This is a genomic window from Variovorax atrisoli, assembly GCF_014195185.1.
Classification (GTDB): domain Bacteria; phylum Pseudomonadota; class Gammaproteobacteria; order Burkholderiales; family Burkholderiaceae_C; genus Variovorax; species Variovorax atrisoli.
In genome coordinates, this window is the sequence record NZ_JACIBG010000018.1 from 1 (window position 1) to 15,329 (window position 15,329).

16 protein-coding genes are annotated in these 15,329 nt (G+C 60.3%); 11 read left to right on the top strand and 5 right to left on the bottom strand.

Annotation, left to right across the window (positions count from 1 at the left end):
- Positions 1-233 precede the first annotated feature (233 nt).
- On the top strand, positions 234-959 hold the full coding sequence (locus tag FHY06_RS34105) for a hypothetical protein (RefSeq protein ID WP_221404496.1): 726 nt from the start codon (positions 234-236) through the stop codon (positions 957-959).
- A 145-nt stretch (positions 960-1,104) separates the two neighbouring features.
- Here FHY06_RS34105 and FHY06_RS34110 read toward each other — a convergent pair whose 3' ends face one another.
- Complete coding sequence (locus FHY06_RS34110) at positions 1,105-1,293, bottom strand: hypothetical protein (protein WP_311733767.1); 189 nt, start codon at positions 1,291-1,293, stop codon at positions 1,105-1,107.
- Positions 1,294-1,855: 562 nt separating this feature from the next.
- On the opposite strand from FHY06_RS34110, the gene FHY06_RS34115 reads away from it, so the two are divergent.
- Both FHY06_RS34115 and FHY06_RS34120 read left to right on the top strand, forming a co-directional pair.
- Positions 1,856-2,899, top strand: coding sequence for a YaaC family protein (locus FHY06_RS34115; protein WP_184607638.1), 1,044 nt, complete (start codon positions 1,856-1,858; stop codon positions 2,897-2,899).
- The gene (locus FHY06_RS34120; protein ID WP_221404497.1) at positions 2,880-3,446 is read left to right on the top strand and encodes a hypothetical protein; all 567 of its coding nucleotides are present in this window, start codon (positions 2,880-2,882) and stop codon (positions 3,444-3,446) included. The genes FHY06_RS34115 and FHY06_RS34120 overlap by 20 nt, the downstream gene beginning before the upstream one ends.
- A 145-nt stretch (positions 3,447-3,591) precedes the next feature.
- Here FHY06_RS34120 and FHY06_RS34125 read toward each other — a convergent pair whose 3' ends face one another.
- The 4 genes from FHY06_RS34125 to FHY06_RS34140 form a co-directional block, all read right to left on the bottom strand.
- Positions 3,592-3,999 (bottom strand): helix-turn-helix transcriptional regulator, encoded by a 408-nt coding sequence (locus tag FHY06_RS34125; protein WP_311733768.1) that lies wholly within the window; start codon positions 3,997-3,999, stop codon positions 3,592-3,594.
- Positions 4,000-4,289: 290 nt separating this feature from the next.
- Positions 4,290-5,396, bottom strand: a complete 1,107-nt coding sequence (locus FHY06_RS34130; RefSeq protein WP_184607640.1) for a relaxase/mobilization nuclease domain-containing protein — start codon at positions 5,394-5,396, stop codon at positions 4,290-4,292.
- Complete coding sequence (locus FHY06_RS35015) at positions 5,389-5,970, bottom strand: hypothetical protein (RefSeq protein WP_260310868.1); 582 nt, start codon at positions 5,968-5,970, stop codon at positions 5,389-5,391. Before FHY06_RS35015 ends, FHY06_RS34130 begins: the two co-directional genes overlap by 8 nt.
- A gap of 637 nt (positions 5,971-6,607) precedes the next feature.
- A complete protein-coding gene (locus FHY06_RS34140; RefSeq protein ID WP_260310869.1) occupies positions 6,608-6,922 on the bottom strand; it encodes a type II toxin-antitoxin system RelB family anti-toxin in 315 nt (104 codons plus the stop codon).
- Positions 6,923-7,078: 156 nt separating this feature from the next.
- On the opposite strand from FHY06_RS34140, the gene FHY06_RS34145 reads away from it, so the two are divergent.
- The 8 genes from FHY06_RS34145 (at position 7,079) to FHY06_RS35125 (ending at position 15,209) form a co-directional block, all read left to right on the top strand.
- Complete coding sequence (locus tag FHY06_RS34145) at positions 7,079-7,642, top strand: helix-turn-helix domain-containing protein (protein ID WP_184607653.1); 564 nt, start codon at positions 7,079-7,081, stop codon at positions 7,640-7,642.
- Between the two features lie 42 nt (positions 7,643-7,684).
- Complete coding sequence (locus FHY06_RS34150) at positions 7,685-8,416, top strand: antitoxin Xre/MbcA/ParS-like domain-containing protein (RefSeq protein ID WP_184607641.1); 732 nt, start codon at positions 7,685-7,687, stop codon at positions 8,414-8,416.
- Positions 8,413-9,012, top strand: coding sequence for an RES family NAD+ phosphorylase (locus FHY06_RS34155; protein ID WP_184607642.1), 600 nt, complete (start codon positions 8,413-8,415; stop codon positions 9,010-9,012). Before FHY06_RS34150 ends, FHY06_RS34155 begins: the two co-directional genes overlap by 4 nt.
- Positions 9,013-9,052: 40 nt before the next feature.
- Entirely contained in the window at positions 9,053-10,357 is a 1,305-nt protein-coding gene (locus tag FHY06_RS34160) for a DNA methyltransferase (protein WP_184607643.1), read from the top strand.
- 110 nt (positions 10,358-10,467) lie between these two features.
- On the top strand, positions 10,468-11,307 hold the full coding sequence (locus FHY06_RS34165; RefSeq protein ID WP_184607644.1) for a hypothetical protein: 840 nt from the start codon (positions 10,468-10,470) through the stop codon (positions 11,305-11,307).
- The gene (locus tag FHY06_RS34170; protein ID WP_184607645.1) at positions 11,304-12,413 is read left to right on the top strand and encodes a hypothetical protein; all 1,110 of its coding nucleotides are present in this window, start codon (positions 11,304-11,306) and stop codon (positions 12,411-12,413) included. Before FHY06_RS34165 ends, FHY06_RS34170 begins: the two co-directional genes overlap by 4 nt.
- A 49-nt stretch (positions 12,414-12,462) precedes the next feature.
- Positions 12,463-13,845 (top strand): hypothetical protein, encoded by a 1,383-nt coding sequence (locus tag FHY06_RS34175; protein WP_221404498.1) that lies wholly within the window; start codon positions 12,463-12,465, stop codon positions 13,843-13,845.
- Entirely contained in the window at positions 13,842-15,209 is a 1,368-nt protein-coding gene (locus FHY06_RS35125) for an AAA domain-containing protein (RefSeq protein WP_184607647.1), read from the top strand. The genes FHY06_RS34175 and FHY06_RS35125 overlap by 4 nt, the downstream gene beginning before the upstream one ends.
- Positions 15,210-15,329: the final 120 nt, after the last annotated feature.

Consider the following 15,329-nt stretch of genomic DNA (forward strand, 5'->3'; position numbering starts at 1 on the left):
ATGCACGGCGCGATGGCCGAGCTGCATGCGGGCGATGCCGCCTCGCGCGAGCAGACGGCGCAGACGATCTCGCGCCTGTTCCTGCGCAAAGAGCGCAGCGGCACTGGACATTGAATAGTGACGCCCCACTGTCTGGATCGTGGGAAATGCCTCCGTCAGGGCCATCACCGTGGCGAACCGATTCACGCCTTCTATATTTCGTCATGCACCTGCCCAGCCTTCTCCACCCCTCAGTGCTCAAATTCATCTTGAGCGCTGCGCTTGCAGCTTCGATCAACACCGCAGTTGCAGCGGATCCAACCTTTATCGAAAAGTCACTGGGGTCGCAAACCGTGCGGCTGCCCGTACTTGCAGCGTTCCCCGCAGCTTGCGAAGAAATTCGGCCGCTCGCCGAGCGCGCGGCCTCCCTGGCCCCCAAGAGCACGAACTTCATCACCTGCTTCGTGCCGGCGGACAAGCTGGCCCTGATTCGGCAGGGCCAGGTTGCCGACCTTTACCCGTACATCACGGTGAGCGGGGATCCGCCCCATCCGAGCGGCCCGTTCACGGTGCAGGAGTTCGAGCAACTGCGCGAGGCGACCCACGCCAGGCTGGGTGACCTCAGGGCGAAATCCGGCGAGGCGCAAAAGGAGTTGCAGGCCCAGGACGCGAACATCGCCGCACGCGGCGGCGACCTCCGGCGCGAGAACTACCGGCAGCAGTTGTCCGGATTCTTCGATGTACCAACGAAACTCAAGAGCTTTTCGTTCCTCGTGAATCGCTCCGCCAAGGTCTCGGAAGCGGGCGCAAGCACTCCGCTGTGCGAAGTCAACGCCGTCAGCACCATCCTGTATTCGGGACGACTCCTGCGCGTCCAGGTGATCGATGACTGCGGCGGAACAGCGTCAGGCTCGCGCGCCCGGGAGATCACCACGGCGTGGTTGACCGCGCTCTCGCGCCTGAACTCCGAGCGCAATTGATCGCGACTTCAGTCCCAACCCGAAACTTGAGTGGTCGCGCGAGCAAGTGGCAGTCATCCGTGCGAGGATGATCACCGGCCGTCAAACGGCCTCAGCGCCCAGCCAGCGTGTGGACTCTCAGCTCGTCGACAAGCGAAGTCGACGTTCATCGATCCGCGCTGGCACCCTGCGCCTGATCACCTGTATTGCCCATCCCGCCGGATCGAGCCACAAGCTGATGCTCCTGCGCATAGGCCCGCACGAGCATTTCGATGGTGGAAGCCACGGAGCGGTGTTCTCTCGCTGCCGCAAGCTTCAGCAGTTGCTTGATGTCCGCGGACGTGCGGATAGACACGGTCTCATCCTTCAGTCGACTCATAGTCACTTTGCGAAAACCCTTTTGTGCCGCAAATGTACGGCAACTTCCTTACGCAAAGATTGTTCCAGGAGACCGGAGGGGGCAGGATTGGCGGCATGGCTTTCGGCGCAGGCAGCGATCTAGCTGGGGCTGGATCGAAAAAGCTTGCGCGGCCCGCGCGAGCAGGCGCTTTCAGCCTCTTTTCCTGTTCTCCGGTACGCCTTGGGGTACACCAGACCATCCAAGACCCGTGGAATGCAAGTTTCGAGTCGCATGTTCCACAGAACTTCTTTAGATGATCGCGCGATTCGACGATAGGGAACTGGGCTTCAGGCTACAACCAGATCTCCCTCCAGCCGCGTAGGCGTTGAGTTCTGCGCGTCATCCCCTCAACGATAACTATGCCCGCTTCGCAGCGGCTGCTGTCACCCGAGGGATCGGGTCAACTGACCGCGGCCCGTCAGCACTCGCCGTTGGCGTCTACGGCAGAATGCGGAAAAAGGACGCGCCTGCTATCACGCGACTGCCACCGCTTCATACGCAGAATCACAACTCGAATATGCCGACGCTCCGAGTAAATGGCCGCGACGCAGGACCTCACAAAGCTACGGTCAATCCAAGTCTGGGCGCACGGACGGTGCTGACAAACAGCCACTGGGAGTACGTTGCGCTTTGGCTTCGCCGCGAACACAAGAGTGACGCGCTCTTCTACTGGCAGCAAGCGCAGGTGTTCGCGAAGGCGGCGGAAGGCATGCCGGTCGCATCCGCGCCGCTGCTCTTCTATTACGCTTTCATGAATGCCACAAAGGCGCTCTTGGCGGCTAAGTCAATTGCATTTGACGAACACCACGGGGTTCGCGCGCACAACATGCGCGCGGCCTCAAGCAAGATCGCGCTTTCCAATGAAGGCGTTCGGATCATGCAACGGGGAATTGCACCTGCGCTCTCGCAATACCTGCAGGAAAGCGAAGCAAGTGATAGGCACAGCCTAGAGGATCTGCTATTCAACCTTCCATGCATTCACCGAACGTTCTGCCTGACGTACAAAAACCAGAAGGATCTTTTCATCCCCTTGACGGATTGCCGGATTGAATATGACCCTGCGAGCAATTCGTCATTCTTCTCTGCGAAGCTGTCTAAGGACTTCGCAGATGCCATGTTCATACGGAGGCTGCCGCCTTCGCTTGTCGCAGATCCCATTGCTGCGGATGGCAGAAAAATCAGATCCGTTGTGACAGCCCCGATCACGCGGCCAGTGGCAAAGACTGCCGCCGAGTTAGGGGCTCTCGGTACATTGTTGCGAACGCTACGACCAGATCTGAACTACATCGCTGGCGCACAGACACTCTGGTACGCGAAAGGGGTCGTCGCAGGCCCAGCCCGACTTAAGAGATCGCCACTGACGTGCACACTGTTGGCCATGCATCGATTGAGTGAGATCTGCCGTTATCGACCGATGGAACTCGCGTCATTTCTGAATGGTCAAAAGAACTGGCTCCTAACGGAGTTCATTCGCATGTCGCCGCCACAGTTTCTAGATGAAATAGCTGCCGAACTTACCGGACAACAATTCATGGTCCCCAATGTTCGTCCGGCAACCTGAACTGGAATTCGACTTGAATATCTATATTGCCTGCGGACTAACGCACGTGCCTAGAGATGAATTCAGCTCCTACGTTGAACTCATAGAGGGATTAGCTGAGAGACTTGCGCGCCGAGGTGCATCCGAAGTTAAGTACGCTCTTCGACACAGCGATCCCCAACTCGCTGAGAAGCCGTTCGCGGATCAAGCGCGTCTGTGCTACTTGTGGGACAAGGAGATGGTCGAATGGGCGGACGTTGTTGTTGCGGAAGCAAGCTATCCATCAACTGGCCTTGGTATTGAACTGCAGATTGCAAGCGCTCGAGCAACCCCCATTGTGCTTGCCTTCAAATTGGACGAGAAGAATCGAGCCAAACCGGTTCAGTACAAAACACCGGATCAGCACATCCACCATCTTCAACTTGGCCAAGGTTATGTGTCTCTAATGGCCCTTGGCCTACCTAGCCTGTTTAAGGTCTTGCCATATCAGGATGCGGAAGGCGCTATTTCAGCGGTTGCCGATGCAGTTCTTACATTGGCTCTACCGGCGGAAGATAGCGAAATGTAGTCTTGCCGCAGAGATGCTTAGTGTCAGGTCTTCGCGGCCTTCGAAACCAATGTTCGTGGAATTCGATGCCAGCAACCAGTCTGGCCCGGTCATAGCCACTGGATTTCCGACTGCCCGCTAGAAGTCTTCTAAATGCGGGCGCATGTCAGGCTCCGATATTGAGGTCAGCCGGCCCGTGGGTGTCCGAGTACCCCTCCGGATCATCTACCCAGCGCTGCAGCGCGGCACGCGGCCATCCGCAGGCGCGCCCACCCAAGTGCACAGGAGCTGGAAACTTGCCTTCCGCAATCCTGCGATACAAGGTCGCGCGGCTCAGCGCGGTGATGCGTATCACATCATGCATGCGAAAGAACTCGGGCCCTGCCACACTCGAAAGGTCAACACGGCGGTGACTGGAATGAGGCTGAAAATGCATGACAACTCCTTGAAGTTGATTCGAGCCCTTAAGCAGCGACGTGATTCCCGACGGGCGAATCTCTGGCTTGAAGAATCCGGACAACAGCCGCACTGGGCCGAAATCAGAGTTGCACTCCCGTCGAGGCTCGATCAGCATTGCGACCGCATCGAGCGCCTTTCAAGACTCGTCTCACGCGTGGATGTGCGTCGAGCATGCGACGACTCACGACTTCCGACAACTGACAACTTTCACAGGCGCAACCCCTACCTTTCGGCATCAGTGACCAACACGCTCAGATGGCAAGTGAAACGGAGGCAGCTGTCGCGCACCAAGTGACCCACTCGTCGGTCCCCCGAAGACGCCTTCGGCGAGACCGGTGATCTTTGCCAGACGCGCTGAGTACGGCTCGGCAAAAAACTCCGTCGGCCGTTGCGCAAGTTCCTGGCTCACCGAGCCGGTGCTCCAGGTGACTTGGCATCAGTACGCTCCTGCGTTCGATTTCGCTCCGCATCCTTCCAGCGCTCAGCCATGCGCCGCTCATCGGTCTGCACGGCAGGCATGCGTTCGATGAAGCGCTCCACGCGCTCGGCCAATTCGACCTGCCCCTGCCTTCTCAGCGTATCGGCGGTCGCCTGCCAGTCCGCCGCTACCTCCTGCCGCGTGCGCTGCATCTCATCTCTGCCGGCATCCAGGGTGTTTCGCTTTGTCTGTAAGGCCCGCAGCACAGCCCCGAGCTTGGCCCGCATGAAACTCGAAGTCTTCGGCGGCCGCCGACCTGCCCGCTCGTCCGGCGGCAGTTGCCCGAATGCCCGAAGCGCGCGCAGCCGGTGATGAATCGCGTCCTTCAGCGGCTTGCGGGTCTGGCCACGCACCTGCCGAGGCGTCGCATTGGCCGCGACGCCCTGCTCCCGCATCAGCGCGGCGAACTGCTCACGCCATTGGCGCAGTGTTTCCTTGCGGATGTACAGACGCTTGCCAGGCTCGAACTCGTGCTCGCACTTGACCACGAGGTGCACGTGCGGATGTGGCTGGTCGGTGTGCAGCACCATGGCGTAGCGGTACTGGAGCGCGAAGTTCTCTCGGGCAAACACGCATGCCGCCGCCAGCACCTTTTCCGGCGGGGTACCCGGCGGCATTGACAGCACGATGTTGTGGGCGAGCTTCGCGCGGCTGTCCTTCTGGCCTGGGGCCGGCTTGGGCCTGTACTGGCTGCTGCACAGGTCCAGTTGCCAGTCGGTGACGATCTCCCTGGGCGCCCCGCGGCCCTGCATGGCAGGCCCTTCATCGGTCTCGAGAGTCAGCTTGCCGTGCCGGCTGATGTAGCGCAAGTGCGCCTCGACGCCACCAGTGTCGCGCCCGCCACCGGAGACCTTCACCAACACCTCGGGTGTACGTCCCACCGTGCGCTGGATCTGCGCGATCTCGCCAGACCCGAAGCGCAGCATGCCACCGGGTCCACGCCGGCCATAGCTCACGATGTCCAGCGCCATGTCGCGCACGCCATCAGCGGATTTGCGACCGCCGCGTGAGAGCCGCAGCGTCTGCTTAGGCATGGTCCACCTCACGGCCGCGGGTCTCCCAACTGACCAGACTGCGCTGCACGATGGCGGCCGTCGCCCGGCGCGCCTGCTCGATCTCCCTTCGGGCAAGCGCAAGTGCGTCGATGATCTCGGAGGCCTGCGGCTGTGTGGCGGTGTTCGGCAAACCGAACATCCGAAACCGCCGTTCGAGCGCGGCCAGTTGTGCGCAGGTCGCCTTGATCTGGGTGAGTTCGTTCGGCGGAAGCACCACGGGTCCATGCACATGGTTGCGGATGAGCATGGCCAGGTAGCTGCCAGGCTTCATGCCCCGCAACTCGGCCCGTTCAGCGATCAGGGCGCGATCGCCCGCGCGAAGCCGCAGCGTGATCCGATCTTCGGAAAGACGGCCCGTGTCCGAAGCGCGCGGGGCATGAGTGGAGGACGACACCGTAGTCGAGGGCGCATTGGTGCGCAGAACTTCGTCGACGAGCTTGGCGAGCAGGCCGGCCTCGGTGAGTTGATGACGTGCCGCGAGCGCAGCAAACCGTGTCCGGGTTTCGGCCGGCACCCGGGTCCCAATCACGCTCGATCGAGAGGTCTTGGTCATCGCAACGCCATCGCTGTTAACAATGTCTGACGGCAGTCTATCCTGCCCTCACAGCCGCACAAGGACTCTGCCCTCGGAATTTCAGCGCTGCATTCCAAACATCCTTTCGAAACTACCCGGCACTTAGCCACGCCCGCTCGCGCATGTGCGTCTCACGCGACCAGTCCACGATTTCCTCACCTTTTTATCAAACAAGAAAATGCGATTGATGACGGCATTGCGAGACTCAGCTATTCGGCATGCCGAACAGATGTGTTCGCCACATTACTTGCATCTCATCGTCCTCATGCTAAGGACACAACAATGCTGCGGGAAGCCGCGTTGGAGACGAAGGCCAACACGCGAACAATTTGCTCACCGAGAGGCTCGTCAACGTAACTGTGAGCGTCTGCCGCCAGCGGGCGGCTTGGCCTCATGTGAGGCCTGATTCACTCGACGCTTTCTTCCTTGCTCGCCCATGGATGGCCGGACGACGTATGTATTGCCCTGAAGCAAGTCTGGGATTGTCGTCTTGAGCGCGAATGCCAGTGTGCTAAGGGCCCATAACGATGGATTGGTCATCCCTCGCTCAATGAGCGATATGTAAGTGCGATCACGTTCGCAGTCGAAGGCTGTATAGCGTGCTCGGCCTTGGCTCTTAGAGCCGTGCCTTGGCTGCCAGCTCAGCCACGGAAACACCGATGCCTGCTGCGATCTGAACAACGGTCATCACGCCGGGGTTTTGCATCCCTCTTTCGATGCTGCTCATGTATGAGCGGTCGATGTGGCTGCGATGCGCAAGTTCTTCTTGAGAGATTCCATTTGCCTTGCGCAACGCCTTGATTGCAGAACCAAGGGCCAACAGCGCTGGGTCGAGCGCGTGTTTGGGCGAGGCAATTGGCATAGACAAAATGCTCTCGCCATGTGTACGATTGAACCACGGATGATCTTCCACATAATCGGTGCAGCACATCCCGCATCACTCTAGACCGGTTCCTGTACACAGAGGCAGCCTTGTCGTATGTCGCATAGATACGCCGCTTCACCCCTCCCAACAGCCCGCCCTTTGCGTCTGCCGGTTTCGGTGACGCGTGCGCGGCCACGACAGGCGGCGCCTGTCGTACGCAGCCTGTCGGCGGCACGCATCGGTGCGCAGGTAAGGGCGCTGCGCATGGCGACGGGTGTGTCGGGCGGGGCGCTGGCCTTGGCGTCGGGGATCTCCTCCTCGATGCTCTCGCGCATCGAGCGCGGTCTGGTATCGCCGTCGGTGGAGACGCTGGAGCGTCTTGCGCAGGGGCTGCATGTGCCGATGTCGCGCTTCTTCGGCGACCAGGCACGTCGCACGGACTTCTGCCATGTGCGGGCTGGCCATGGCGTCCTGGTCGACCGCATCGGGGCCGTGGCGGACTACCGCTACGAGTTGCTGGGCCACCTGCTGTCGGGCAACCTGTTCGTCGAGCCCTATCGGGTCACGCTGCTGCCGGGTGCCGATCCCTATGTGACCTTCCAGCATCCGGGGCTGAAGTTCCTGTACTTCCTCTCCGGGGAGGTGCGCTATCGCTACGGCGTCAAGGTGGTCGAGGTGAGGGCAGGGGACTCGCTGCTGTTCGATGCGACTGTGCTGCACGGGATCGAGGCGATCCAGGTCCAGCCGGTGTCGTACCTGTCGGTGGTGTTCACGCTGCGGGAGTAGTCTGCCAGCGACGAAACAGTCGCAGTACAGGGGGCGAGACAGATGCTGCAGCTGATTGGATCGCCCGAATATTCGATGAGCACCATGGACGTGCGCATCTTCATCTTGTACAATCTGCCGACTTTGCCTATTTTGCCTAGAGGAGAATTGATCATGGGCACCCCGAAGCAAGCGCATCTGGCCAAAGCCGCTTTGACAAAGGCGATTGAAAGCAAAGTCGAGCGCCTGGACATGGCCGGGCTGCTAGCGCTTGCCGTTACATTGGACGTTCAGCTCCCGGCATCGACCAAAGCCGTTCGTGGACGCGAGCGAAAGCCCGTGACGCAGCCATCCAAGGCCACAGGGAAAGTACTGCAGGGCAGCGGTATCGGACCCATTGCTTCGGCCGCAGAAGGCAGTCGCCTGCTTCGGGCGATCACGGTCGATGACGAATCCTCAGACTGGGCTGAGAGTGATCTCGTTGGCGCCGGCGAGTTGGTTGACCAGCTTCACATCTCGCGCGGAACACTCGATAACTGGCGTAAGGCAAACAAGATAATCGCCTTGCGCAAGGGCCTGCGCAACTTCGTCTACCCGCTTCGACAGTTTGAGCGGCGCAAGCCCGTGGATGGTCTCGATATCATCGCCCCGTTGTTCACCTCCCCAGAGGAAACGTGGGAATGGTTAGTCGCCCCCAACCGCATGACCGGCGGCAAGCCACCGATCGATAAGCTGCGTGATGGCGATCTCTCGATGGTGAAGAGCGCGGCGGAAGACGCGTTGGGCTACGCGTGAAGATTGTCCCCTCGAAGCTGCGTGAGCGGGTCCTTGAAGCCCACATCGTGCACTGGCCACGCATCATGCCGAGCCGGCATCGAGCGACACCTGCCAGCGCCGGTTTCGGATCAAGCCGCTTTTCGAGCCCTGCCGGGACATTCCGGGTGCTCTACGCCGCCGACAACTTCCCAACCGCATTCGCAGAAGCGGTCGTGCGCGACCGTTTCGAGGGCAAAGCGAGACGCTTTCTCTATCAGCCGCACCTAGAGCAACTGTGCGTGACATCGATCAGCTCGAGCCGCGAGTTGGCATTGCTCGATCTACGAGGTGCCGCCGTGTACGAGCTGGGAATCGATACAGATACCAGCCGTGCGCGCGCACATACCTCCGGGCAAGCTTTGTCTGCAATGGTGCATGCGGAGATGCTCGATATCGATGGCATCCTTTTCAACTCGCGTCTGACCACCGGTGATTGCGTGGCGATCTACGATCGCGCCTTCTCAGCGCTCTCAGGCACTCCACCTGTGGCGCTGATCCAGGCAACGCTGTTGCCAGCCGAGTTGACCCGTCTCGGCATTACAGTTCGGCAGAAGCGGGGGTACACAACCAAATAATGCAAGCAATTTCGCTGCGCGCCGATACGGGGCACTCCCGATGATGTCAAGGCTTCGAATTCTCTCTCCCAAACGCAACAAGCGGCTGCAGACCGGATGGGAGGGCTTCTTTCCCTACTACGCAGGCTTTCCAGAACTGTTCGCGCGCGAATTGCTGCAAAGCGCCAAGCTCCCATCCCACGCGGTTATTCTCGATCCGTGGAATGGCAGCGGCACCACCACATACGCGGCGAGCGGCCTCGGCCTGACTTCGATCGGCCTCGATCTCAATCCTGTGATGATCATCGTCGCGCGGGCACGGTTACTGCCTCCGAGTGAGGCCGATCATCTATTGCCGCTGGCGGCAACCATACTGTCGCATGCGCGCGCTGCGTCACCGACTCTCGACCCGAGCGACACCTTGCTCGATTGGTTTAAACCCACCACAGCAGCCTTCATTCGCGGCATCGAGTGGAATCTTCGCCGCAGTCTGGTTGGCAGTAGAACAAAATCGCCCGATAGCGTCCATCTCGACAAGATTTCAGGTACTGCGGCGACGCTCTACGTTGCACTGTTCGCCGTTTGCCGCAAACTTGTCACGCCTTTTCGCTCATCAAACCCGACCTGGCTGCGTACACCGAAGGAAATCGAAGCACGTCTCGCCGTCTCCCCTGCGACCGTTGCTCGCTACTTCACCGAGAATGTAAAAGGCATGTCGACCACCTTGGCGGAAAAATTGGATGCCGATTCGCTTGCTGTAGGCTCGCCGCGCGTGGGGGAATGCAAGATCAACCTATCGGACACTGCTTCGATGAGACTGGACGCCAACAGCGTTGACTTTGTCCTGACCTCGCCACCTTACTGCACCCGGATTGACTATACCGCTGCAACACGAATCGAACTCGCCGTGCTAGGACCGCTGCTTAGCACCAATGCGCGGGCTCTCGGCAAGCAGATGATCGGCTCTACCCAAGTGCCCTGCACTTCAATCGAGGTCGATGAGAAATGGGGGAAAACCTGCGCACGCTTCCTCGCAGCACTGCAGAAACATCCCTCAAAGGCGTCGAGCGGATACTACTACCGCACGCACCTCGACTACTTCGACAAGATGTCACGTTCGATCCAACGCATGTCGGATGCGATGAAGCCTGACAGCCGAGCAATCCTTGTTGTTCAGGACTCGTACTACAAGGACCTGCACAACGACTTGCCCAAGATCATCTCCGAAATCGGGGTGAAGCATGGCCTCACCTTCAAGCAGCGCAAGGATTTTCACCTTCGCTCCATGTCCGACATCAATCCCGGCCGGCAATCCTACGCGCGCCCATCGGGCGCAACTGAGTCCGTCCTCTGCTTCACCAAGTAGCAGGAAGATGGCACTCGAAGCCATGCCCCCCCGAGCTGCACCTCCTCGGTCTATAACACTAAGGAAAGCATGGAATTGTATGGAAAAACGTGGAAGCCTATACTTGAGGCATGTCCCGTCCTCTGTCCCTCGCTGATCAACTCGCACGCAATGCCAAGCGGCAGCAGGACGCCTATGCCGAGTTGTCGAAGGCCCTGGGAGCGGCTGATCAGACAGGCCGGGAGCGAGCACAAGCGAAGATCACCGAGCTGACGGCCGAGTATCAGCGCCTCTCTGATGCATTGCGCTTCAGCGAGCTCGAAGCACGCGAGATTGCGACGCCGCGCGCGCGCAAGCCCGGCAAGCCGCTTCGCGAACTCGCACTCGATGCCCTTGACGACTTGGGTGTGCCGGCCCCGCCCGCGCTCATCGCAGATCTGACCGCTGCGCTAACCGGCGACCGACCCTCGCCGTCCCGCTTCGCCAGCCTCAGGCGGGACGAAGAAAACGCAGCGCGCCGCAATCTAGCCGCGCGCCCGGCATGGATCGTCCCGGCAATCAGCGCCACAGAGCTGACAGCCATTCCTAGGTTGCTCACCAGCTCCACCTGGAACCTGGAGCGTCGCATCATTGGCTCCCGCAGCATGCGCATTGACAACCTGCGGATCGCCATCAGCCTCGCGCACCGGCTGAATCAGCTTCACGAAGTTGGCGCAACAGAGGCCAAGAGTGTCGAACGCCTGCTGTTCCCCTTTGCTCGATCGATCCCGGGTGCCAACGAGACAGGTCAGCCGATCGATCCCAAGCGCGTGACCGAGGCGGCCCAGTCCGAGCTGGCCATGCTCGAAGCGCCTGACCTCGCCGAGCGACAGGCCGCCGCTGCCCGGCTTTTGTCGAGTAGCACCTTCTTCAGATTCTGGGGGCGTCCGGCCATGGTCGATACCAAGAGGGCCGAAAGGGCGATCCGGTGATTCTCGCCAACGCGCGCCTTGCCCGCCTTCGCGGTGGCATTGCGGCCGTCGAGGTCGGCGCGCGTGGCATCGAGAGCGTGGCACGCAACGCCAGTTGTACCCGGCTGCGCGCCATCGTCCTCACAGGACTTACGCCGACTGAGGTCATCAAGCGCGTCTTCCATATCGAACCCGACAGCATGTCGCCGTTCGCGATGAGCCTGAGTCAAGCCTATGAGCGCCGCTTGCTGGAAAACGGCGGAACTTCGCTGTTGACCGCCTATCGAGAAAAGGGGCGTTTGGCACCGAATGAGGTGAAGATCTCGTCGGTGGCAGACCATGCGCCGGGAAGCGGGGTGCTCGCGCGCCAGCGACGTGAGCAGGAAACCCAACGGCTGCTCGACATGAAGCATTCAGGCAACACGCTCGCACCGAATCTCATTTTGAAGCCTCGCCTACCGCTGGAACTGGTCGGCGTCACGCACGCGATCGAACTTGACTACATGGTCGCGAGCGATGACGAGCCTTTCTATCGGGTCGGTGTCATCAAGTCATACGCCGATCGCGGCGGCAAGACGGACAAGGCTGACGTCCGTGCGGCCTGCAGGGAAGCTGCTGTGGGAACGCTGGCTTTGCGCCAATATCTTGCGAGCCGAGGTGCCGACCCCGGCCGCGCCGGCGATCGCATCGACATGGTGTTGCGCGCGCCGGGCTCATTCGTGCCTCGACTCTTTGCATCTATGCGAGCCGAGTCCGAACTAGCATCGCTTATGCGGGCATTGTCAGTCGCGCCCGCCGACCTCGATGAAGTCGAACAATTGGTACCTGCGGGAGCGAGCTTTGCCGATCCGCATGTGATCGATCAGATTCCGAACAACTACCAATCAAGCTGCAAGGAACATTGCGCCCTGTGGGGGCGCTGCCGCGCACAGGCGCTTGCTGCTGGCCTGCCCATCGTTCTGGGTAACGCTGCCGCCGAACAGCTGGCGGCAGCAGGCTCGACCACACGGGCACTCGATTTGCTCGATGGACGAGGGCGACCTCCGGACAACCGCGCGGAAGCCGCCCTCGCGAAGGAGCTCCGAGCAGCGGGCCTGCTGCTCGACAGGATTGCCAATGGCTGCTGACCTTATTCACGTAGTAGCACGGTTGCGGGCACTTCAGCGAGGTCACGCCGTGCCGATCGTTTCTCAGCGGCAGTTGGTGATCCAACCACATGCGCGCATTCTCACGCTGATCGCCATGGCGGGCGAAGATACCTCTGTACACGCGGCAGCATTGGGTCGAATCGGCCATCCACCCGAGATCAATGTTGTCGCTGATCCGCGTCGCCGTGACGATCAATATGGCCTGTTGCGGTGGCTGTTGCCCTTCTTTGAAAACTATTACGCCGAATGCCTGGCCGGCGGCACCTTTCCGCAGATCTGGGTATCTTCCGCTGGGGCACTCGGCCACCTTGACACCCTCGCCGACCGTCTTCGCTTTACCGACGAGGACGATATCAAGCGCCTGGGCACCTTATGGACCTATGCCGGTGAGCGCTCGCCAGTGGCAGGACAGCAGGCGCTCATCAGCGCGACGACCGCACTCCGCGCGCACTACGCAACAGGTCAGCAGGAGGCGGAAGATGAGCACCTCGGATCACTACTTACCTGGATTGACCCGCCAGCCGGACGAGATATCTGGGCCGCGGTAGCCGCCGCGGAATTACAGCCTATGGCGGTGAAGACCGACCCACAATTCGATACCGTCACGCTCCAACCAGCAGTGGAAGACTACAACCGCGCCAGTTCGGCCGGCGATGAGCCCGCGAGCACATTTCACCGTCAACGCATCAGGCAGATGCTCGAAGGGGTGATCCGTCCGATCCATGCAGCAACGCAGCGGGCCATCTCGGTGCTGATGGAGCCCCGCTGGGGGCCCAACCCTTCGCTCGATGTGCTCGCCGATCAGGAGGCACGAGAGTTCAAGCAATTCATGGCTGGGCGTGAAGAAGGCTTTTACCTGCCCTACCACGACAGCCCCAAAGCTGGGGCCATGAAAATCGCATCGCGCGAGCGTGCGGTGTCCAACGTCGAAGCCGGGATGCTTCGCCATGATCGTGCCGCGCGCGAAAAAGGGGCCGTCAGTGGAAGTGTGCTTCGGGTAAAGGTGACTGACATCCGGGAAGAAAAGATCGCCCCTCGCCTGTTTAAGTATGAGTTTGTACTATCCAGTCAGCAGGGAAGCCTTCACCTTCGTACCGGCGACGAGCTGTGGACCCTGGATGAGCCAAAGATATCCCTGCGTATCAACGATGTGGGACGGCACGGGTCCTATACAAGGATCAAAGGTGAGGTGCTCCATGGCAAGAATGCAGTGAAACGAATGTCGCCGGGCGCCACCCTCGACTTCGGGCCTGAAGCGCCCAACTGGCCAAGCATCGGTAATGAACTGCGCCAGATGAGTGAGCGTCTGACCCACGAGCCCTGGACGCATGGGGATAAGACGCCAACTTCTACCCCGATCAAACGGCCCATGCCTTCCAATCTGCTCGCTATGGTGGAGCGCTTGGTGTGACTGAGCCCTTCGACCCGCAGGCCGAGGCTAATGCTGCTCTGGAGCGAGTCCTCGCCAGTCAGTGGCAGGGGATGCCCGCAGTGGTGCTGCGCTCACCTCCTGGTGCGGGTAAGACTGGGGTTGCGCAGCGTGTCGCCCTTCAGAGCGCGACCATGCTTGGTCAGCGCTGCATGGTCGTCACCCAAACCAACGAACAGGCGTTCGATCTGACACGCCGGCTCGCCGGTAATGCGCAATCGTTGCCTATCTATCTGTTTGCCAAGCGCGACCTCGCCCTGCCGGCGGACATCGAAAGTCTTCGGAATCTGGTGATCGTGCACGACGTAGCGAGTCTGCCGCAGCATCCGTCGATCACGATCAGCAACGCCGCGAAATGGTCCTGGATCAAGACGACCGAGCCCTGCTTCGATCTTCAGATCGTCGATGAAGCATTTCAGCTTCCGGACTATCGTTTTCAACTCATTTCGAACCTGGCCCCACGGCATGTGCTGATCGGCGATCCTGGCCAAATCGATCCCTTCGTCAATTGCGAGATCGAGCGCTGGCGCTGCAACCCAGCGGGTCCGCAGGTTTCTTGTCCAGCGGCGCTTGTCAAGCGTCATCCTTCGGTGCTTCAGCTTGACCTACCGATCTCGCGCCGCCTCAATCCCGATACCGTCAGCCTCGTCCAACCGGCTTTCTATCCAAACATGCCGTTCCGGGCAATGAGTCAGGATCGGTCAGTGCATTTCCCCGTCGCCGGAATCATGCCGTTTGACGCCGCGCTCGACGCGGTCGCAGCAGGGGCATCGATCGTCATGGTTGAACTGCCCGCGCAGATCACCGGGGAAGCAGACAGCGAGCTTGCGCAAGAACTTGTCGCTTCGATTTCGAGGCTGCTGCGGCGACAGGCCTGGATGAGCGATGACGGTCGGGTCTTGAAAGTCACGCCCGACAAGATCGGAGTTGTCTGCGCGCATGTGAGCCAAGTCAACGCCGCGCGCGAGCTGATGGGCCCTGAAATGGCAGATGTGTTCGTCGAGACCGCGAATCGCTTTCAAGGGATCGAGCGTCCATTCATGTTCGTGCATCACCCTCTGTCGGGAAGAGCCGATGCAACCGCGTTCCATCTCGATGCAGGCCGTCTTTGTGTCATGCTATCGCGGCATCGCATCGGATGCTGGATTTTCGGCCGACAAGGTATCCACCAACAGTTGATCCGTTTTTCACCGGCGGGAGATCGTGCGCTCGGCATCGATGATGACCCCGAGTACCGGGGCTGGAGGGCTCATCTGACGCTTATGGCCGCACTTACCCAAACCGGGCGCATATTTGCAGGAGTAAACGGGTTGACTCCATTACCACTCGCTCAGTTGATGAGCTGATTGCTGTCGAAGTCGTTTCAGCTTACCGAGTATCAGTCGAGTTGACTGGCTACTGATTAGAGCGTACTGCCACAGCTGAACTTCCGCACCGCCCAGTGCCGACTTCTTAACATGGACCGA